Origin of the sequence: Enterobacter sp. 50793107 (genome assembly GCF_001463365.1) — a bacterium.
In the GTDB taxonomy this organism is placed as follows: domain Bacteria; phylum Pseudomonadota; class Gammaproteobacteria; order Enterobacterales; family Enterobacteriaceae; genus Enterobacter; species Enterobacter cloacae.
Genome location: NZ_LNII01000010.1, coordinates 54,630 through 72,611 on the forward strand (window position 1 = coordinate 54,630; position 17,982 = coordinate 72,611).

The following is a 17,982-nucleotide window of genomic DNA, read 5'->3' on the forward strand; positions in this document are numbered from 1 at the left end:
GTGTGTGATTAACCGATTCAGAGCGGTTTTCGCCCGGCATAGCCTGCTCAAATGGGGCGTGGCGGGTGGCGTGCTGGTGGCCATTGTTCTGCTGTTTTTTGCGGGAATGGGGGTCTCCAGCAAGGAGGCCTTTATCAATGGCCGAATATCCACGGTGCTCTCCCCGCTGCCGGGACAGCTGGTGCTGGCGAAGAACATCGCGCCGGGACAGGCGGTCCGGGCCCGGCAATCGCTGGGAAATGTGGTCACCACGCAGGCGAACGACCAGATCCCCGGCCTGGTGGCCCAGCGCAGCGCGCTGGAGATCCAGCTTGCTGAACTCGACAAGCAAATTTCGGGGATCGATCAACGACTGCAGGTTTATCAGCAGCAGCGGCAGCAGTACCTCGCCGAGAGCAGGATGCAGCAGCAGTTAGGTGAGAAACAATCGGCTGCCACGTTTGTACAACTGAAGGAGGAGCTGAGCGCAATTACGGCGCAAACTGCCTTCTCCCGACAGCAGCTTCAGCGCTATGAAAATCTCTACCAGCAGCGTTTCATCAGCCGCATGGAGTATGAAGAGCGTAAGAACAACACCCGGGTGTTGCAGGCCAGCCAGGAGGCGAAAGCAGCCGAGCTGCGTCAGCGTTTACTGGACGTGAATGCCGCCAAATCCGGCCTTCAGCTGACAGGGCCAAGAACGCTGGATGCGCCACAGCAGAATCAGCGCGATATGTCGCTCACAATCGAGAATATGCAGCAGGAGAAGCTACAGCTGATTGCCCGCAAGCAGGCAACGACGCAAAGCATTCAGGAAGTCGCTGCGCTCCTTCACTCCCGTCAGCAGGCGGCGCTCAACAGCAGCACGGACGGCGTGATCTGGGACGTGACGGAGGAGAGTGGTGCGAGCGTTCAGAACGGCACCCCGATTGTGCGCATTCTGGATTGCCGCACCCGCTGGGTAGAGGCGTTTTTTGATGAGGCTGACGCCGGCAGTCTGCGCCCGGGGATGGCGGTAACGGTGCGTCTGACCACCGCATCCGCCACGCGCTGGAAAGGAACGATAAGAACCCTCCGCGCAGGGAGTGGACGCGTGGCGGTCGGGGAGAGGGACGTACAGCCCCCGCCTGAAATCGCGCGCCGGCAGTTGCCCGTGAAAGTGCTGACTGCACATATCGATATCGACTGGAAAGACGTGCCGGATCCCGCCAGTTTCTGCCTCGCGGGCCGTAGCGTAACCGTCAACATTTAAACAGGAAAAGAGATGCAGCATATACACAATACGGTCGCCGCCCTGAAGCGCGGCGAGGTGGTTCTGGTCCCCACGGACACGAATTACGCCCTGGCGGCAGACCCGTGGAACATTGACGCCTGCCAGAAAATTTACGATCTCAAAAAACGCGAACGACAGAAACCGCTGACGCTTTTCGTCGCGGAACCGGCGCAGGCATGGGATTACATCGCCGTCGATAAGGTCCAGCACCGCGCTGCGCTCGACAAACTGATTGGTGCCATGCCCGGCGCGCTGAATGTGGTGGTTCCGGCATCGGACAATGTGCCGCAGAACCCGTATCTGAAGCCGGAATCCATCTCTCTGGTGTGCAATCATCAGAGCGTGTTGCGAGAGGTGATTGCGCTGTTTGGCCGCCCGCTGGGGATGAGTTCTGCCAATCTTTCCGGCGTGGAGTCTGACTACCTGATCGACATTGATGCCGCCCGCCAGACGTTTGGCGACCGTGTGGGCTATATTCTGCCCGCAGCCCAGCGTCCGGTGACAACGGTCTCCAGCACCATCGTCTCGTTACTGGAGAAGGAGATTAAAATCCTTCGTGCGGGAGATATGGATATTATGGCGATGCTGGCGTCATGACGACGCGCCGGTTACATCCCGGGTCTGGCAACCATGGCCTGTTCCTGGCCTACCGTATTATTTCCCGTTGCTATTTCCATCTTCCCGTCTTGCTGCTCTATTTCTGGACAATAGACATGGGGATGTACCGGATTATTTTCCTGCTGGCGCTGTATGGATTGACCAGCACCTTCAGCAGCGGCATACCCGGCTGGCTACTGCGCTTCTTGTCATCCAGACAGACGGTGATTGCAGGCGAACTGATGAAGGCGCTGGGAATGGCGCTGATGCTCTGGAGCACCCGGCAAAGTGAGGTTAACCTCTCTCTGCTGGTGGTGTCGCAGCTGCTTGGCGGCGCGGGATTTACCATTGCGCTGACCACGGATGCTGCCCTGCTGCGCCAGCTCACCGCAGGCGATCAGCACCGGTTTATGCAGATCCAGACCACGTCGCAAAGCGGGATGTTTATTGCCACCCTGATCGCCGGATCGCTGGGGAGTATTCTGTTTGACTACAACCCCCAGTGGCCGTTTATCGCCGCCATTGTGGTGAGCGTTATCTCCGCCGGATGCGTGGCGTTGATTCGTGTGCAGGAGGCAGAGCCCGAAACTGCCCGGCCTGTTGAGCGGGTCTCTTTTTCGCCCAGAGGGGACCAGCTCTTCTGGATACTGTTCTATTCCATTTCACGCGCTTTTACGCTGGCGCCGTTCATCGGCTTTATCCCGTTCTACTTTATTATGGTGAACGTCGACCCGCTGCTTTTCGGTGCCGTGCTGAGCTGCTTTACACTCTCGTCCTGGGGGGCGATCAAAATAGCCGGGCCGTTTATCGCACGGTTTGGGGTAACGGCGTTACTGGCGACGACAAGCCTTTTTATGACGGCGGCGCTGGGGCTTTTTGCCAGCAATGAATGGCTTGCAGCGAGAGGCATGGACTATTTTGTCTCCGGGCTGCTGGCGCTGGTGCTGCTGGGGTTTGGCTCCGGGACGATCCGGCCCGTCACGCTTGCTAACCTCGATCTCTCTGCCAATACCCCGGATGAACGTATGCGCGTGTTCGGGCGCATGGAGCGTGATTTCGGGCTGGCCAATGCTTTTTTACTGGCCGTTGGGGCGTGGCTGCTGGTGAGCCGGGACTTTTCCACGCTGATGCTGATCTTCTGCCTGATCTATATTCTGGTGGTATGCATATCTGCACTGCTTTACTTAAAGAATTTGCGCAGCGGGGAGCACAGTTCCACCTGAGGAACAATTCATACGCAAAATGAAACTAATCTGACGAATAACGGATTCCCGTTGAAAGCCCCTCCTCTGTACGGTGTAATTTCCCCATCAGATAAAGAGGAGAGAAAAATGAATATTCACGAAACTGATGATTATGCGTCGGTAAATATAAAGCCGGGGATGACGTTAACCGAAAAAATAATCGCCAGAGCCAGCAAGAGATCGCATGTTTCACCGGGTGAAGTGCTTTTCGTGAATGTTGATGTATTAATGTCCCACGATCCCTGCACGCCTGGCGTCGCCAGCGTATTTAAAAAAGAATTTGGTGAAGAGGCAAAAGTCTGGAACCCGGATCGCTTTATTATGATCCCTGACCACTTTGTTTATTCCGCCGACCCGCAGGCGAATCAAAATATTCGGGTAATGCGGGAATTCGCAAAAGCGCAAAATATTACCCATTTTTATGATGTGGGCACCCCGGACTATAAAGGCGTGTGTCATATCGGCCTGGCGGAAGGGGGACACACCCGGCCGGGAGAGGTGTTGTTGGGGACCGATTCTCACACCGTGACCGCCGGGGCCTTTGGCACCTTCGCCATTGGCGTGGGGATCACCGACGGGGCGTACGCCCTGGGTACGGGGGAGATCCCGTTGATGGTTCCCGCCACCATAAAAGTGAATTACTACGGTAAAAAAGCGAAAAGCGTTCAGGCGAAAGATTTAATTCTGGTGTTAATGAAAGAGCTGGGCGTGGAAGGGGCGACCTATAATGCCATCGAATTTACCGGCAACGTCATCGATGAATTATCGGTCGAAGAGCGAATGACGATGTGCAATATGGTTGTGGAGTGCGGGGCTAAAAACGGCATTATGGTGCCAAACCAGGCCACGCTGGATTACCTGGCGACCAGAACCACCGTCCCGTATTCCGTGGTGACGCCTGATGAAAATGCGCATTACGTCCGCACGATTGATATTGACGTCTCGGCATTAACCAGCGTGATTGCGCGGCCACACTCCCCGGATAATGTGGTGGCAGTGGCACAGCTGGAAAATATTGCCATTTCGCAAGCCTATATTGGCTCCTGCACGGGCGGTAAAACGGATGATTTTATCGCTGCTGCGGAAATACTGTGGCAGCGCAAGGTGGCCATCCCAACCTACGCCGTTCCCGCGACCAAAGAGGTTTTTCATAATCTGATCACCACCCAGGTCAAGGGCCGATCCGTGTATGAAATTCTGACCCGGGCTGGCGTTAAATTATCTTCTGAACCCGGCTGCGCGGCTTGCTGTGGCGGGCCAGCGGACACCTTTGGGAGAGTCAGGGATCCGATAAGCGTGATCTCCACCACCAACCGTAACTTTGTGGGGCGGATGGGAAATAAAGGCGCGATGATTTATCTGGCCTCTCCTTATGCAGTGGCTGCTGCGGCAGTGACAGGTTTTATTACTAATCCAGAACGGTACTTAACTAATGACTATTAATAACGTAATGCGCGGTACAGTTTATGTGTTAGGCGACAATATCGATACCGACCAGATATTAACGGCTGAATATTTGAAAATTAACCCGGCCTCTGCCGAGGGGCGTGAAGAGCTGGCAACGCTTGCCATGTGCGGACTGCCGGAAGGGGCGCTGCCGTTTATCAATCCGCAGACGCAGCGAGCAGGGTATGACTTTATTGTGGCCGGGAAAAATTTCGGCTGTGGCTCATCGCGCGAGCATGCGGTGGTGGCTCTGGGGGCATCCGGCGTGAAGGCCGTCGTCGCCCAGTCGTTCGCCCGCATATTTTTCCGCAACTGTGTATCCACGGGGCAAATCATGCCCGTCACGCTGAATGAAGGCTGTGATATCCGTGCGCTGAAAACGGGGGATACCATTGAAATCGATTTAGACGCTCATCAGATTGGTACTGCTGATGGGATTCTGAAAACCGCTCCGGTAGGGGAACTTGCGAACATTGTCGCCGCCGGTGGCTTGTTCGCTTACGCAAGGCAAACAGGAAAGATTTAATCCAATACAACCATAAGACTCAAAACAAGACGCCTTACTTTCTCAGGGTGCAGCGTCTGTTTTGAGCGTACATAAGGCAATCAAACTATGATCACCCAGCTAGAGTTTAACGATCTTCAAAAAGATGAGCTATCAAAACTTATCAGCCGTGTCACCATCAGCCCTTATACAGACTACAAACTCTTCAAGCAGTCCATCACCGAACTCATTGAAAATGGTCTGGTGCCCACTTTTTTTGTTCAGGCCTGCGAGCGCGTCAGGCAAGAGCGCAAGGATCAAGGCATTAACGCGCATTTATTAAAAAACGTACCACTCGACACCATCATTCCTGAATTTGATCAGTCCAATCCCGTTAACGATAAGTACGCTAAAAAGCTCACCTTTGTAGGAGAGGCCCTGCTGGAGCTGTTCGCTCAGCTCACCGACTCACCGTTACTGGCCTACCGTACGCGCAACAACGGTGATTTTTTCCATGATGTTTATGCCGACAAAAAATACAGCAACACACAAACGCAAAAAACGGACGGCGAACTTTATTACCACAACGATCGCACCGCTCACCCGGTACGTGCTGATTTTCTCAGTTTATTAGGCATGCGTTGCAGCGAAGAAAACCTGATTTTTACCGGCTACCTGGACGGTAAAGCGATTCTGGATAATTTAAAGGCTGAATCCCAGGAGTGGTTACGCAAGCCACTTTTTATTACCCCTTTTGATGAATACTCTCGCGACTCGAACGCCAGCCAGATTGATTCTGAGCTGCATCCGATCCTGGAGAATATTCATACTTTCCGTTACTACGACACACGCACAACGTATTCTCCGGATGCGCCAGCAGAGGCGATCAAAGCATTAATTGACCTTAAGGTGGCCATCACCAAAGCGGCAAAAGGCCGCGTTGCTATTAACAAAGGCGACCTGTTCTCCTTCGCCAATCAGGACTCTTTACACAACCGGGAAATCATCCAGGTGAGAGATCCCTACTCTGCGGAAAAACGCTGGCTGCTGAAAACATACAGCTTCCGTAATCCCGAGGTGATGAATATGTATCACAACTACTTCGATGCCGATCTGCCGGGGTTTGTGGTCGCCGAGTAAGGGTGACCTTGCTGGTATAAAAAAGCCCGCATGCCTGAGGTGTGCGGGCTTTTGTTTTTGCGGGAAGACCTGTGCTATTAACATTCTTTGGTTATCATCTCGCTTTATAACTTATTACATGCCTTTATCAAGCTCAGCGGATAGCCTGTTAAGTTCCTTGCTGATGTGTTTGCGCCGTTGTTTTAAAAGTACCCGGGCCGGAATGATGCGTTCGATAATTGTCGGCTTTCTGTTCAAATACGCTGTCACAAGCCGTTTGATGTCTTTTTCTGACCAACCGTCCATCACCGGCGTTGGGTTGTAAAGCAGGTTAGCCTGTAGAGCAGGGGCGACTTCCTCATCCACAATTCTGAAGATCTCTTCCCGGTTTAATCCGGATTTTTTCAGCACCTCTGCCATCCATTGATAGTCATACTCCTGGAGTTCGCGCCCGGTAAAAAGTTCTGATAAGGCGTGCCAGACGGGGACGCGGGCGAGCAGTTCTGCGTCAGTTAAGGTGAGTATTCTGTTAAATAATGGCTTCAACTTATGTTTTCCGGCGTGGGAGTGGCAGAAATCGCTATGTATTTTTTCAGGCCTGACTTCCGTTTAACACCTTTCGGGTCGGAAATAAAAGGGAGGTGCAAGCGAGGTGAATCTGATATCTCCACTGCCCAGATATAATCCCCAATAAACCTGAAATTCACGCTATCGTCAGTGATCTGGAGGTCAGCAAAACTTCCTGTCGAGTATTCATTACCTAAACGAACAATTTCTTTAAGCCCGTCATGCACGTCGATAAGGGCAATGGTCAACGATTCCTCGAAAATGACGTCGTCTGTCAGAAACAGGATATAACGCTGGTCATTAACCTGAACCGCAGCTTCCAGTATGTGCCCGGGAACGAGAATACCCATGCTTTCGCCATTGAGCATGACGTCACACTGAGCCTGGGTTAGCTCGTTCGCTTCGCGGGTTAATATCAGAGAGAGTGATTGAACCTGCTGCATCATTAATTTCGGGTATGTTTCCATGTCTGGACTGGAAGCGTTCTGTGACAGTGGATTTGCTAAGAAGAAAACATAAGCTTTTGATGGTTTACTGGCAAACAAATTTGCCTGGCTGTAGAGCTGTTCATGTTACTGAATTTATCACTAGAGAGCCGCATTCGGGGGTTGTAGTTTTTTTTTTCTGAGATCTCGGTATACTGGCTCCGCTTAGAAGGAAGGGGAATGACGTGGCGATATCGGAAGAAGTGTTACTTAAATCTGGTTTTACAAAAGAAGAGCTTCAAAAGCTTAAACGCTATGCGGATACGCAAAGTACTACATTGGATATTTTGCTTCCTGCTCTTTCAAATCGATTTAAAGGGATTGTCATTCTTTCAGCCATACTTATCGTTCTGTTCATCCTGGCAGTGTGCTTCGCGTCCCCAGAAAATATCATCTCATCAGGTGTAGCTGTACTGTTTATCTTTGGTATCTTCTGCTGGATGACCCCCCTCAAGTTAACTTATAAAGCCTGGCGGTTTAGGAAGGATTATCAATAGTCAGTAAGTCGAAAACGATTTTTGCGTTTATGCCATATCCGATGATTTTCATAGTTAGTTTTGGCCGACTCATTGAGTCCATTTTTCTGTAAAAATCTGAGCGCATAAAATAAAACAGGCGCCAGGAGCCTGGTTTTCGAAGTAAACCGAATACGCTGTACGCATTTGCAGCAAGACTTACCGTTTTATAGGCTGCCAGACCTGTTTCACTGCGAAATCCCATAAACTCCGCTACTGACATCGCTGTGTCAGCAACAAACCCTTGTGACCCAGGTTTGTTCAGTAATTGATTATTTACTTCTCTGGATACGGTATTTGCCGCATCAATCACTAATGTGGCACCCAACAAGACCCCGACAGGTGTCATTGAACTAGCAAGGATCAATCCACCTGCGGCTTGTAAACCTGCAAAAACAATCTGCACAGCGGAGATCACATAGCCAACGATTTTGTTGTTTTCCTTGATGAATTCAACTTTGGCATAAATCTGTGCAGCTTTCGTCCTGAGTAGCCGATCCTGTTCAAGAAGATTTTCATTCTCTGCCCTTAGATTTTTTATGTAGGAAATCCCTTCTTCCTCAGACTTCGCTTTGCGGGCAAGAGAAAATTGCTCAGTGATGAAAGACTTAATGTCTTCCATGAACTGAATTCTGGTGAGCCCATCTTTGAGGTGGCTAGCCGCTACCATGTTTGCTGTGTTAATGAGTTTTCTAGCTTCAAGATTAATCATGGTCGCTGACCATGCGTTAGTCCGTTGTCCTGTAAGAAGCGAAATATCCATTATTACCCTCATGTACGATTTACGGTAGCATCGGCCAAGAGCATATAACAATCTATATTCGTTTGTATATATTCTTGCTAAGCAGGAGCAATTTTCATAATCCAGAAAAGACCTCTTTGCTACCTTTATGATATGCTGTAACACCCCAGCCGAATTGTATTCAATTAGTAATACAAGTAATATAGAACTGCATGTCTCTGACGATGTATTATTAACTGATGCCGGAAGAGATACTTTCTGACATAGTACTCAATGCTGATTCTCACTATTTTTTGGGCAATAATAGTGCTGCTATGTCTAAATGGGCGGTAGCAGTTTAATGTGCTGGCGCACAAGTATGGACAGCCATCCGAAGAGACTAAAGTGATCATACTGACGCTACTCAAAAGTATGAGGAGTCAGGCAATCATTTCCACCCGGCTGCAACTCAGGGATGAACTAACGTAGGTCGAAAAGGCATACTGCGAAAAGCTTGCTTCACTCGCATGAATAGGTGCAGTGCATCAGCATCCGTAACCATCTGAATGATTTTATGCAGGCGCACGGCGCGGAGTACGCCGCCGCCCTTGTCCCCGAGCTGATGAATTATTCCGGGCAGCATTCCGCCATTCAGCGCTGTGCCATGCAGCACTCAGTCGACTATCTTCGTGAGGCGTTACAGGTCTGGCTGGCCGCCGGTGAAAAAATTAATTATTCGGTGCAGGATAATGGCATTTTAACGACCATCGGATTCAGGCTAGACGCGGCTTCGTGGGATGATAATCGTGAAAAATTCACACCTGTACAGAGCCTGAATTACCCCCGCCGACGCGCAGAACTGGCCGCGCAATAGTCCTTTCAAAAATTCCCGAAAATCCCGCTGTTTTCCCGTAAAAAAGCCATGCATGCATAAGGTGCATGGTTTTGCATGCGTTTTCCCGACACTGAACTCCCCGTGAGCGCCAACATTGGCGGGCTCTGAAGCCGGTCATGCACCTGCATTAAAAGCGCCACCTTTAGCGGGCAGGCGGGCGGGGAGAGCATTGCACACAAGTGAATCTCTGAGGGTAATATTCCCCGCCCCTTGGGGCGAACTGCCCAGTAGTTACTTTTGGGGGTAGTTCACTTGCTGGGGGGGGACTCATTTTTAAAGATCCCATAAATTCTCAAGATCAAGCGTGTCACTTTGTGGAGCACTTTCTTCATCAAGTCTATCGATCTGTACAAGCAGTGGAGTATGGAATGCGGTGCCTGAAATTATACATGCACCAGGAGGAAGTGTTGGTATGAGCGTTCTGGAAGCTGCATCCAAGGTACTTAAGGTATTTTTAAGAAGGTAAAGATCATTTTCATTTACCAAACGATGTATAAAATAATTATGCAGCTGTGATACAATTGTTGGTGATATATCAAATGGTCGCTGGCTAGAAATAGTAACAAAATAACCAAATTTCCTACCTTCCTTTATTATTTCCTCAAATAATTCGAGTCGGTAGTCTTTCCATGTCTCAGCCTCTCTTACAGAGCTCTCAGAAAGAATATTGTGAGCTTCATCTATTATTAAATGGAAACTTTCTTTTGTACTTTCAGAGGATTTGTGTTCTAAAAAAGAACATTTTGCAATCATCATTGGAATGGTTTTTTTGATGGATTGATTGCATTCTTTAAGGGATATTATAGATATGGGTTTATGATTTTTTTGATTTTCATTTATTTCTATGACTTTTGCTAGGGATGAACTCATTGCTATTATTTTATTTATTAGTGGGTATATGTGTTCATATTGAACATAGTTCCTGGAAACAGAGTTTATTAGTTGTAGAGTTGCACGTATGGCAATTTCGTCAAATACACTGGTAACATGGAAGTTGCTGTTGTAAATTGTTTGAGTATGTTGCAGAACGTCTGCTATGTTATCAAGCCAACTAGCAGGATGTGTATATTTATCTTGACCTGAATGCCAAGTGAATAAAGATAGTTCATCTCTTATTTTTTGTTGGGCATCCTCATCAAAATAAGATATTAGGCTTTTAAGTAAATTAACAGTTTCTTTATGATGGTTTGGACCAAACATTATTTCAATGGTTCTTTTTAGATACTCACTAAGATCGTCATCATATTTCAATTTGCTCTTTATTAAATGGGTTAAAAATGGCTTTTGTGTTTTCTCAGTTGCTGAAAATAACACTGATAATAGCTCGTCATCCCAAAATTCTTTTTCTCCGAAATGAATTTTATCACCACCTTTTTTGGTGCTAAGTTTTGTTGAATGGCACAGATCTGGAAAGGAACTCTCAAGTGTTCCATACTCACCATTGAAATCTATTAAGACAAAATTTGATTTGCTACTAAACAGTTCGGTGTTATCAATTCGATTGATAAGTGATTGATACAATTTTGCTAAAGTATTCGATTTTCCGCTCCCTGTATTTCCAAAAATTCCGATATGAGAATTAAAAACACCGTTTATTGGGATGTTTATTGGTAATTCTTCCAACATGGATTTACCAATATTGATTAGTGGGGTTTTAGTACTTTTACTAAAGCTGTATATCTCAGATATTTTATCATCCGAAATTAAATACAGTCTATCATTTATCATTGGAAGATATTTTATACCAGAGTAAAACTTATCTTCAAAAAAATAACCGAGAATATTAAGCTCAACAAATCTTTCGTACCTTTTCTGTTCAATGTCATCGATTCTAATGTTAAAATTCTCAACAATTTCCTCACCGATGATCTTACCTACAATATCCTGATAGCCTTTGCGAACTAAAACAAATTCATTTATGGATATACCGCGCAGTATTTTCCCATTGTGAAAATAAGTTGATTGGTACAAGTCATGGTTTATTTTTGCCTTGACAGTGGTTCCTTTTACTTGTGTGACTTTACCAATGTTTAATTCGTCCATGTGACCCAATCTCCTGTTTCTGATTTGAAAACTCTATCAATGAAAGTATCAAAAGATATTTTATGATCATCTTCTTTCGGGTAAATGTAGGTTATTCTAGAATCGTTTACGGTGATGTTTATATCGTGCTTACTTTGAGTGTTATAGCAAAACACAAAGATTTTCAAAGTAGGATTGCTCAAAGATCTTTTAATTATTTCAAGGATGTGTTCATCTTGAAATGAAAATCCGAAACAAATTAATACTGTTTGTGGCTTCTCTAGTTCATAACTTAATAATCTTAAACTTTGATAGTAATGTTGCTGAAATACCGTTTCTGAAAATTTCTCTTTTGTTGGGTTAACGATTGCGAGTGAGTTATAATACGATTTAAATTCATCAAGTGAATTCAGGTCATTAATATTTAAATCTAAGTAGTCAACAAGATCATCATTGGTGTTATTTAGAGTATTTACTAAATCATCTATGGTCTTTTCTGTCTCTAATTTTATTATTGCAGGTGAAGTAATTGGATAATTAATACTTATCGTTTCATTCTCATCTCTTTTCCATGAGACTGAACCATGCATCTTAATTAAATTAACAGTTGGCAGTTCATGTTTGTACATGTCATGCGTACCTTGATGCCAAGTAGTAATATGAAAATTACTAATATTTAATCTTCTATTTTTAAAACCTAAAGCACCATCATTGAAATGGAACGCTTTCTTGGTTAATGCATTATCTGCTGCTGTTTCAAAGAAAAGATCATAATTAGTTGTGAAAATATTTGCTCTCCTTATTTGATTGGATCCTTTTTTCTCTAATAAGGTTACAAGTTCATCAAGGAAATTTGTATAGCTAGTTAACGTTGAACTATATTTTTTGTTTTCTGAAGTTGGCTCTATGCAAAATGTCTTTCTAATAATTTTGTTAAAATAGGAACATAAGATGAAATCCCTAACGTCCTTGCAATCTTCATGAGTTAATAAAGTCTCATAAGTAGTATTTTCTGCAATCCACAAGGTAGGTATATACGATGCTGAAGCTCCTGAGCCAAATAGGAAGTTTATGTTTTTGTCATAAATGTTTGATGCTTTGCATGGAAATTCTCTCGTGCTCATCATTAAATCCTTATTTGCTATTCACTATGAAATTACCCCACCAACTCATAAGCTTCTTTCTTTTTTCAAGGTAAGTTGAGCGATTAAATGCTCTCCGAACCTCGTTTTTCTCAATGTGAGCAAGTGCTGCTTCAATTACATCTGAGTTCAAACCAGCTTCATTCATTGTAGTACTCGCTATTGAGCGCAAACCATGTCCTACTAATTTACCCCCATATCCAATCCGTTTTAAAGCAGCATTTGCTGTCTGGCTATTCATTGGTTGATTTGGGTCATTCCGACTCGGAAAAACATGTTCACGATGAGCACTGATAGGCTTCATCACATCAAGAATCTCTAAAGCCTGAAGAGATAGAGGAACTATATGCTCCCGCTTAGTTTTCATCCGTTCGGCTGGAATAGTCCAGAGTTTTGCATCGAGGTCTATCTCAGTCCAACGAGCATCGTAGGCCTCAGAAGGGCGCACAAGGGTCACAATCAGGCAGCGGGTCGAAACAGAGAGGTTCGACATCACTAAAGGGCGCATGAGTTTTGACACTTCTTCTGGCCGTATCGTTGGCATATTTTGTTTTTTGGGTTTCTCAAAGGCCATCCCAATAACTGATGCTGGGTTGGCATCAATCAAACCAGTGTGAACCGCATAAATCATTATTTCGTTGATACGTTGTACCAAACGACGGACTATCTCTAGCGCCCCACGAGCTTTGATTGGCTCAAGTGATTCAACCAGGGGGCGGGCTTTAATTTGCTGAACGGGAATCTCACCGATGGCAGGAAATACATCTTTATCCAATGAGCGCCAAATGTCTTTTGCGTAATCAGGGGTAACGTTTTTGCTTTTGAGCTGGAACCAGTTTTTGGCGACTATTGAAAAAAACTGTCCAGAGCGATTTGCTGCTATTCTTCTGCAACTTGAGCCTGAATTTGCGGGCCAATGCCATTGGCTAATAAGGCAATGTAATCCGCTCTTAAACCTCGGGCATTAGCAAGCGAAAGGGTGGGAAAGGCACCGAGCCCCATCATTGTCCGCTGCGTTGTAACCGGACGTTGATAACGGAAACGCCAGAGCTTTTTCCCGTTGGTTTTCACTATCAGGAAAAGCCCATCGCCACCATGAAGCGTAAGATCCTTCTCTAACGCCTCCGCGCTCAGAACTTCGGTGTTGGTCAGGGGCGTGTTGTCCGTGTCACTGTGGCCGCTCCTTCATGAATTGGTATACGTTTTTAAGGATACATCCAACCGTATACCTAAAGGTATACCAATAATCACCGGATTTAGCCGGATGTTCTCGGACAACGACAGGAACAAAAAAGCCCGCAGGGCTTGCGCCGTGCGGGCTCTTAGGACTTCATCGGATGACTCTGGTAATCACCGATGGAGAATTTTGGTGGAGCTGGCGGGAGTTGAACCCGCGTCCGAAATTTCTACATCCTCGGTACTACATGCTTAGTTTGTCTTTACATTCGCACGCCAGCTGCGGACAGACACGCCACTAACGAACTAGCCTGATTAGTTTTAACGCTTCAACCCCAGGCAGGGCTTCCACGCGATCTCTTTTGGGTTTGACCTCTCTTTGATCCCCGTCTTAAGAGCGGAAGCTAGGGAGAGAGGGCTCAGAGCAGGTTATTAAGCTGCTAAAGCGTAGTTTTCGTCGTTTGCGACTATTTTTTTGCGGCTTTTAACGAGGCAAACCGCCCCTCGGCATGCACCTTGGGTTTCGCAAATCCCGTCGAATCCAGAATCAGCCCCATTAGTGTTGAACTCAGTATACCAGATTTCACTTCCTGGATACCAGCCCGGAACGCTAACTTATTGAATAGTACAATAAGTGTGCAGAATCAACGTCCTGCGTTTTTCATAATACGCGCTTTGTCGAGCTGCCATTCGCGCTCTTTCAGGTCAGTACGTTTGTCGTGCTGTTTTTTACCTTTGGCAACGCCAACTTTCACTTTGCACCAGGCGTTTTTCCAGTACAGCGACAGCGCGACCACGGTAAAGCCTTCACGGTTAATGCGCCCGTAGAGGGATTCCAGTTCACGCTTGTTCAGCAGCAGCTTACGGGTACGCGTTGGGTCACACACGTAGTGCGAAGAGGCGACGGTCAGCGGCGTAAAGTTGGCACCGAACAGGAAGGCTTCGCCATCTTTCAGGATCACATAGCTATCGCCGATGTTGGCTTTCCCGGCGCGCAGCGATTTTACTTCCCAGCCCTGCAGGGCAAGGCCAGCTTCAAATTCTTCTTCAATGAAATACTCATGGCGAGCACGCTTGTTGAGCGCAATGGTCGCCGAGCCTGGTTTATGTGCTTTTTTCTTCGTCATAAGTGTCGTAAAGCCGTCGGTAATCTGATTTCAAAAAGTCACCTCATTGCGTCCTGTGAGGTCTAACGCGCTATCTTAGCACGAGATGAGGCTTAGCGTTTTTTTAACAGGTGATAAATGTTATTATTTGTCCGTTGTGTGACCATGGGAAAAGCTATGCCTCAGATTAGCCGTACTGCGCTTGTACCTTACAGCGCGGAACAAATGTATCAGTTAGTGAACGATGTTCAGTCTTATCCAGAATTTATCCCTGGGTGTACCGGGAGCCGCGTTCTGGAGTCTGGCCCGACGCAGATGACGGCGGCGGTGGATGTCTCCAAAGCGGGGATCAGCAAGACGTTCACCACCCGCAATACGCTGACGAACAATCAGAGTATTTTGATGCATCTGGTGGATGGTCCATTCAAGACCCTGATGGGAGGCTGGAAGTTTACGCCGCTGAGCGCTGATGCCTGCCGCATCGAGTTCCATCTGGACTTTGAGTTTACCAATAAGCTGATTGAGCTGGCGTTTGGCCGCATCTTCAAAGAGCTGGCGTCCAATATGGTTCAGGCGTTCACGACCCGCGCCAAAGAGGTCTACAGTGTCGCATAAGATAGCTGTGGAAGTGGTCTACGCGTTGCCGGAGAAGCAGTATCTGCAGCGCGTGACGTTGGAAGAGGGCGCAACCGTTGAGGCGGCTATCCGAGCTTCTGGCATTCTGGAGCTTCGTCGCGATATCGATCTGGCAAAAAATAAAGTCGGCATTTACAGCCGTCCGGTGAAGCTGGGTGATGTGCTGAAAGAGGGCGACCGGGTGGAGATTTATCGCCCGCTGATTGCCGACCCGAAAGAGCTGCGTCGCCAGCGTGCGGAGAAATCTGGTAAGTAGTGCTTTTCTCCCCCAGTGGCGCTGCGCTTACCGGGGCTACGATCCAGTGCGAAATATCGATACAAAAAAGGTGCTCATTGAGCACCTTTTTGCATTTCTGACGCCGGATTATTTGGTCAGGGCAGGTTTGTTGTCGATGTTGGTCAACACACCGGCGCTGCTGAAGGTCAGCGTCAGGGTCTGCTGGGTCACATCTTCGTGGCCTGGCTGCTGACGGAATACATAGAACCAGGTGTTGGTGCCGAACGGATCGGACATCATCGGGGTTCCCAGTGCATAAGCGACCTGCTGTTGTGTCATCCCTACACGGATTTTAGACACATCGTTAGGGGTAAGGTAGTTCCCCTGGTTGATGTCAGGACGGTAAACCACTTTCTCCAGAGTGGAACAGCCTGCGGTCAACATCAGAAGAACCGCAGCGGCAGCGGTCAGCGTTTTACAGCGCATAGTGATTTGATTCCTTTTCGGGCCCGAGCAGTACGCGGCTCATATGTAATATGCCGATGATAATAGACCTTGCCCCACTTTGAAACCGGTCTGGCGGCGTTTTTGTTGTTCTGTATGACCCTGAGATCCCGAAAAAGTTTATGCCGCCAGCAGTTCTTTCGCATTCGCGAGCGTATTGCGGGTGACTTCGCTGCCTCCCAGCAGACGAGCCAGCTCCTGCAGGCGCGAGCGTTTATCCAGCGGTTTCATGTGCGTTTCGGTCATTTCACCGTCCGTTTCTTTGCTGACGATAAAGTGATGATGACCACAGCCTGCCACCTGCGGCAGGTGGGTGACGCACATCACCTGAGTCGATTCACCGAGCTGGCGCAGCAGTTTACCCACTACCGCCGCCGTCGGGCCGCTGATCCCCACATCCACTTCATCGAAAATCAGGGCCGGGGTTTCCATTTTACGGGCGGTGATAACCTGGATCGCCAGAGCAATACGGGAGAGCTCACCGCCGGATGCCACTTTGGAAATAGGCTGTAACGGCTGGCCTGGGTTGGTGGTGACACGGAATTCGATGCGATCCGCGCCTTCCGCCGTCAGGGAGTTCTCTTCGAAGCGGACATCAATCGTGAATATGCCGTGTGGCATCGCCAGCGTATGCATGCTGTCGGTGATGTGCTGGCTGAGTTCCTGAGCATAATGCTGACGGACATCATGCAGCTTTTTCGCCGTGGTCAGCGCCTGCTGATGGTGCTGGTTTACCGCCAGAGTCAGCGTTTCCAGTGAATCAGCCTGATCGTCAAGTTGCTGCTGTTCATCAAGGAGAGACTGATAGAACGCAGGCAACTCTTCCGGCGTGACGTGGTGCTTGCGCGCCAAAGAAATCTGACGGGAAATGCGCTGTTCCAGCTCAAACAGGCGATTGGGATCGAGATCCAGACGTTCACAGTAGTGGCGCAGTTCATCACCGGCTTCAGAGATTTGAATCGCCGCCTCTTCCAGCATATCCAGCACGCCGGACAGTTTGCTGTCCATGCCCGCCAGATCGGTAACAAGCTGACGCACGTTATACAGCTGGCTTTGCAGATTAACGTCTTCACCATCTGCCAGTAAGGTGAGGGCGTTCTGGCTGGTAGAGAGCAGATGGCCACTGTTGGCCAGACGCTTGTACTCTTCGTCAATAAGTTCGAACTCACCCGCCTGCGGATTAAACTCGTTCAGCTCTTTGAGCTGATATTCCAGCAGCTCGGCGCGTGCGGCACGCTCCTGGCTTTGCTGCTGGTGCTGAGCCAGCTCGCGGCAGCTCTGGTGCCACTGGCGATAGTGTTCTGCCATCAACTGAGTAAGTGCATACTCACCTGCATAGCCATCGAGTAGCGATTTTTGCTGCTCCGGCTTAACCAGCTGCTGATGCGCGTGCTGACCATGGATCTGAATAAGCAACTGACCCAGCTCGCGAAGCTGAGAAAGCGGTACCGCCGTGCCGTTGATAAAACCGCGTGAACGACCGTCGCTGCTGATAACGCGGCGAAGTAAACACTCACGTCCATCTTCAAGCTGATTTTCTTCGAGCCAGCGCAGGGCTGCTGGGGTGTCTTTCAGGGAGAAGCGAGCGCAGAGGTCAGCACGGTTGGCGCCCATGCGCACCATGTCACCCTCAGCACGCCCGCCAAGGCACAAGCCGAGGGCATCAATGGCAATGGATTTACCCGCACCGGTTTCCCCGGTGATCGCCGTCATGCCGCTGTGGAAATCGATCTCAAGCTCACGAACAATGGCAAAGTTGCTGATGGTCAGTTGTGCCAGCATAATTGTTTTCCTGTATGAAAAACCATAACTGTGTTTTCATACAGTATAAACTGGTTTTTTATACAGTAAAGT

Annotated in this window: 17 protein-coding genes, 1 other RNA gene and 2 pseudogenes; 10 read left to right on the plus strand and 10 right to left on the minus strand. The window is 48.2% G+C overall.

The window, feature by feature from the left end:
• Nucleotides 1-4: 4 nt before the first annotated feature.
• From APU11_RS01605 to APU11_RS01630, 6 genes are all read left to right on the plus strand, one after another.
• Complete coding sequence (locus APU11_RS01605) at nucleotides 5-1,231, plus strand: HlyD family secretion protein (protein WP_040023485.1); 1,227 nt, start codon at nucleotides 5-7, stop codon at nucleotides 1,229-1,231.
• A gap of 12 nt (nucleotides 1,232-1,243) precedes the next feature.
• Nucleotides 1,244-1,849 (plus strand): L-threonylcarbamoyladenylate synthase, encoded by a 606-nt coding sequence (locus APU11_RS01610; RefSeq protein ID WP_058651057.1) that lies wholly within the window; start codon nucleotides 1,244-1,246, stop codon nucleotides 1,847-1,849.
• Entirely contained in the window at nucleotides 1,846-3,072 is a 1,227-nt protein-coding gene (locus tag APU11_RS01615; RefSeq protein ID WP_058651058.1) for an MFS transporter, read from the plus strand. Before APU11_RS01610 ends, APU11_RS01615 begins: the two co-directional genes overlap by 4 nt.
• Before the next feature lie 108 nt (nucleotides 3,073-3,180).
• The gene (locus APU11_RS01620; RefSeq protein ID WP_029882099.1) at nucleotides 3,181-4,536 is read left to right on the plus strand and encodes an aconitase/3-isopropylmalate dehydratase large subunit family protein; all 1,356 of its coding nucleotides are present in this window, start codon (nucleotides 3,181-3,183) and stop codon (nucleotides 4,534-4,536) included.
• Nucleotides 4,526-5,065 (plus strand): 3-isopropylmalate dehydratase small subunit, encoded by a 540-nt coding sequence (locus tag APU11_RS01625; RefSeq protein WP_013098375.1) that lies wholly within the window; start codon nucleotides 4,526-4,528, stop codon nucleotides 5,063-5,065. Before APU11_RS01620 ends, APU11_RS01625 begins: the two co-directional genes overlap by 11 nt.
• A gap of 87 nt (nucleotides 5,066-5,152) precedes the next feature.
• Nucleotides 5,153-6,163 carry a TauD/TfdA family dioxygenase gene (locus APU11_RS01630; RefSeq protein WP_013098374.1) on the plus strand — a complete coding sequence of 337 codons (1,011 nt, stop codon included), beginning with the start codon at nucleotides 5,153-5,155 and terminating at the stop codon, nucleotides 6,161-6,163.
• Between the two features lie 114 nt (nucleotides 6,164-6,277).
• Here the strand turns inward: APU11_RS01630 and APU11_RS01635 are convergent, their stop codons facing one another.
• Nucleotides 6,278-6,688, minus strand: a complete 411-nt coding sequence (locus tag APU11_RS01635; RefSeq protein ID WP_155687013.1) for a hypothetical protein — start codon at nucleotides 6,686-6,688, stop codon at nucleotides 6,278-6,280.
• Nucleotides 6,685-7,254: a hypothetical protein gene (locus APU11_RS01640; protein WP_230963107.1), complete on the minus strand. Its 570-nt coding sequence runs from the start codon at nucleotides 7,252-7,254 to the stop codon at nucleotides 6,685-6,687. The genes APU11_RS01635 and APU11_RS01640 overlap by 4 nt, the downstream gene beginning before the upstream one ends.
• Before the next feature lie 125 nt (nucleotides 7,255-7,379).
• Here APU11_RS01640 and APU11_RS01645 point away from each other — a divergent pair, with 125 nt between their 5' ends.
• Complete coding sequence (locus tag APU11_RS01645; protein WP_045901478.1) at nucleotides 7,380-7,691, plus strand: hypothetical protein; 312 nt, start codon at nucleotides 7,380-7,382, stop codon at nucleotides 7,689-7,691.
• Here the strand turns inward: APU11_RS01645 and APU11_RS01650 are convergent.
• The gene (locus APU11_RS01650; RefSeq protein ID WP_045901477.1) at nucleotides 7,672-8,472 is read right to left on the minus strand and encodes a DUF4225 domain-containing protein; all 801 of its coding nucleotides are present in this window, start codon (nucleotides 8,470-8,472) and stop codon (nucleotides 7,672-7,674) included. The genes APU11_RS01645 and APU11_RS01650 overlap by 20 nt on opposite strands.
• 417 nt (nucleotides 8,473-8,889) lie before the next feature.
• On the opposite strand from APU11_RS01650, the pseudogene APU11_RS01655 reads away from it, so the two are divergent.
• Nucleotides 8,890-9,304, plus strand: a pseudogene (locus APU11_RS01655) (phage polarity suppression protein); the annotation flags it as partial.
• Between the two features lie 294 nt (nucleotides 9,305-9,598).
• Here APU11_RS01655 and APU11_RS01660 read toward each other — a convergent pair.
• The 5 genes and pseudogenes from APU11_RS01660 to smpB form a co-directional block, all read right to left on the minus strand.
• On the minus strand, nucleotides 9,599-11,368 hold the full coding sequence (locus tag APU11_RS01660; RefSeq protein ID WP_058651059.1) for an ATP-binding protein: 1,770 nt from the start codon (nucleotides 11,366-11,368) through the stop codon (nucleotides 9,599-9,601).
• Nucleotides 11,356-12,474: an SIR2 family protein gene (locus APU11_RS01665; protein ID WP_239510049.1), complete on the minus strand. Its 1,119-nt coding sequence runs from the start codon at nucleotides 12,472-12,474 to the stop codon at nucleotides 11,356-11,358. The genes APU11_RS01660 and APU11_RS01665 overlap by 13 nt, the downstream gene beginning before the upstream one ends.
• Before the next feature lie 7 nt (nucleotides 12,475-12,481).
• Nucleotides 12,482-13,641, minus strand: a pseudogene (locus APU11_RS01670) (integrase domain-containing protein).
• Between the two features lie 215 nt (nucleotides 13,642-13,856).
• Nucleotides 13,857-14,220, minus strand: a transfer-messenger RNA (tmRNA) gene (ssrA, locus tag APU11_RS01675).
• Between the two features lie 89 nt (nucleotides 14,221-14,309).
• Nucleotides 14,310-14,792, minus strand: a complete 483-nt coding sequence (gene smpB, locus APU11_RS01680; RefSeq protein WP_008502505.1) for an SsrA-binding protein SmpB — start codon at nucleotides 14,790-14,792, stop codon at nucleotides 14,310-14,312.
• 156 nt (nucleotides 14,793-14,948) lie between these two features.
• Here smpB and APU11_RS01685 point away from each other — a divergent pair, with 156 nt between their 5' ends.
• Complete coding sequence (locus APU11_RS01685; protein WP_008502504.1) at nucleotides 14,949-15,386, plus strand: type II toxin-antitoxin system RatA family toxin; 438 nt, start codon at nucleotides 14,949-14,951, stop codon at nucleotides 15,384-15,386.
• On the plus strand, nucleotides 15,376-15,663 hold the full coding sequence (locus APU11_RS01690; protein WP_003863119.1) for an RnfH family protein: 288 nt from the start codon (nucleotides 15,376-15,378) through the stop codon (nucleotides 15,661-15,663). The genes APU11_RS01685 and APU11_RS01690 overlap by 11 nt, the downstream gene beginning before the upstream one ends.
• Nucleotides 15,664-15,771: 108 nt before the next feature.
• On the opposite strand, the gene bamE is transcribed toward APU11_RS01690, so the two are convergent.
• Both bamE and recN read right to left on the minus strand, forming a co-directional pair.
• Nucleotides 15,772-16,110 carry an outer membrane protein assembly factor BamE gene (gene bamE, locus APU11_RS01695; protein WP_003863121.1) on the minus strand — a complete coding sequence of 113 codons (339 nt, stop codon included), beginning with the start codon at nucleotides 16,108-16,110 and terminating at the stop codon, nucleotides 15,772-15,774.
• A 138-nt stretch (nucleotides 16,111-16,248) separates the two neighbouring features.
• Nucleotides 16,249-17,910, minus strand: coding sequence for a DNA repair protein RecN (gene recN / locus APU11_RS01700; RefSeq protein WP_058651080.1), 1,662 nt, complete (start codon nucleotides 17,908-17,910; stop codon nucleotides 16,249-16,251).
• Between the last annotated feature and the right edge of the window lie 72 nt (nucleotides 17,911-17,982).

Bases quoted from the DNA above. Each gene is read 5' to 3' on its own strand.
- bamE (WP_003863121.1), bottom strand. From the start codon at position 16,110: ATGCGCTGTAAAACGCTGACCGCTGCCGCTGCGGTTCTTCTGATGTTG.
- APU11_RS01615 (WP_058651058.1), top strand. From the start codon at position 1,846: ATGACGACGCGCCGGTTACATCCCGGGTCTGGCAACCATGGCCTGTTC.
- APU11_RS01665 (WP_239510049.1), bottom strand. From the start codon at position 12,474: ATGATGAGCACGAGAGAATTTCCATGCAAAGCATCAAACATTTATGAC.
- APU11_RS01660 (WP_058651059.1), bottom strand. From the start codon at position 11,368: ATGGACGAATTAAACATTGGTAAAGTCACACAAGTAAAAGGAACCACT.
- smpB (WP_008502505.1), bottom strand. From the start codon at position 14,792: ATGACGAAGAAAAAAGCACATAAACCAGGCTCGGCGACCATTGCGCTC.
- APU11_RS01610 (WP_058651057.1), top strand. From the start codon at position 1,244: ATGCAGCATATACACAATACGGTCGCCGCCCTGAAGCGCGGCGAGGTG.
- APU11_RS01630 (WP_013098374.1), top strand. From the start codon at position 5,153: ATGATCACCCAGCTAGAGTTTAACGATCTTCAAAAAGATGAGCTATCA.
- APU11_RS01650 (WP_045901477.1), bottom strand. From the start codon at position 8,472: ATGGATATTTCGCTTCTTACAGGACAACGGACTAACGCATGGTCAGCG.
- APU11_RS01625 (WP_013098375.1), top strand. From the start codon at position 4,526: ATGACTATTAATAACGTAATGCGCGGTACAGTTTATGTGTTAGGCGAC.
- recN (WP_058651080.1), bottom strand. From the start codon at position 17,910: ATGCTGGCACAACTGACCATCAGCAACTTTGCCATTGTTCGTGAGCTT.
- APU11_RS01685 (WP_008502504.1), top strand. From the start codon at position 14,949: ATGCCTCAGATTAGCCGTACTGCGCTTGTACCTTACAGCGCGGAACAA.
- APU11_RS01620 (WP_029882099.1), top strand. From the start codon at position 3,181: ATGAATATTCACGAAACTGATGATTATGCGTCGGTAAATATAAAGCCG.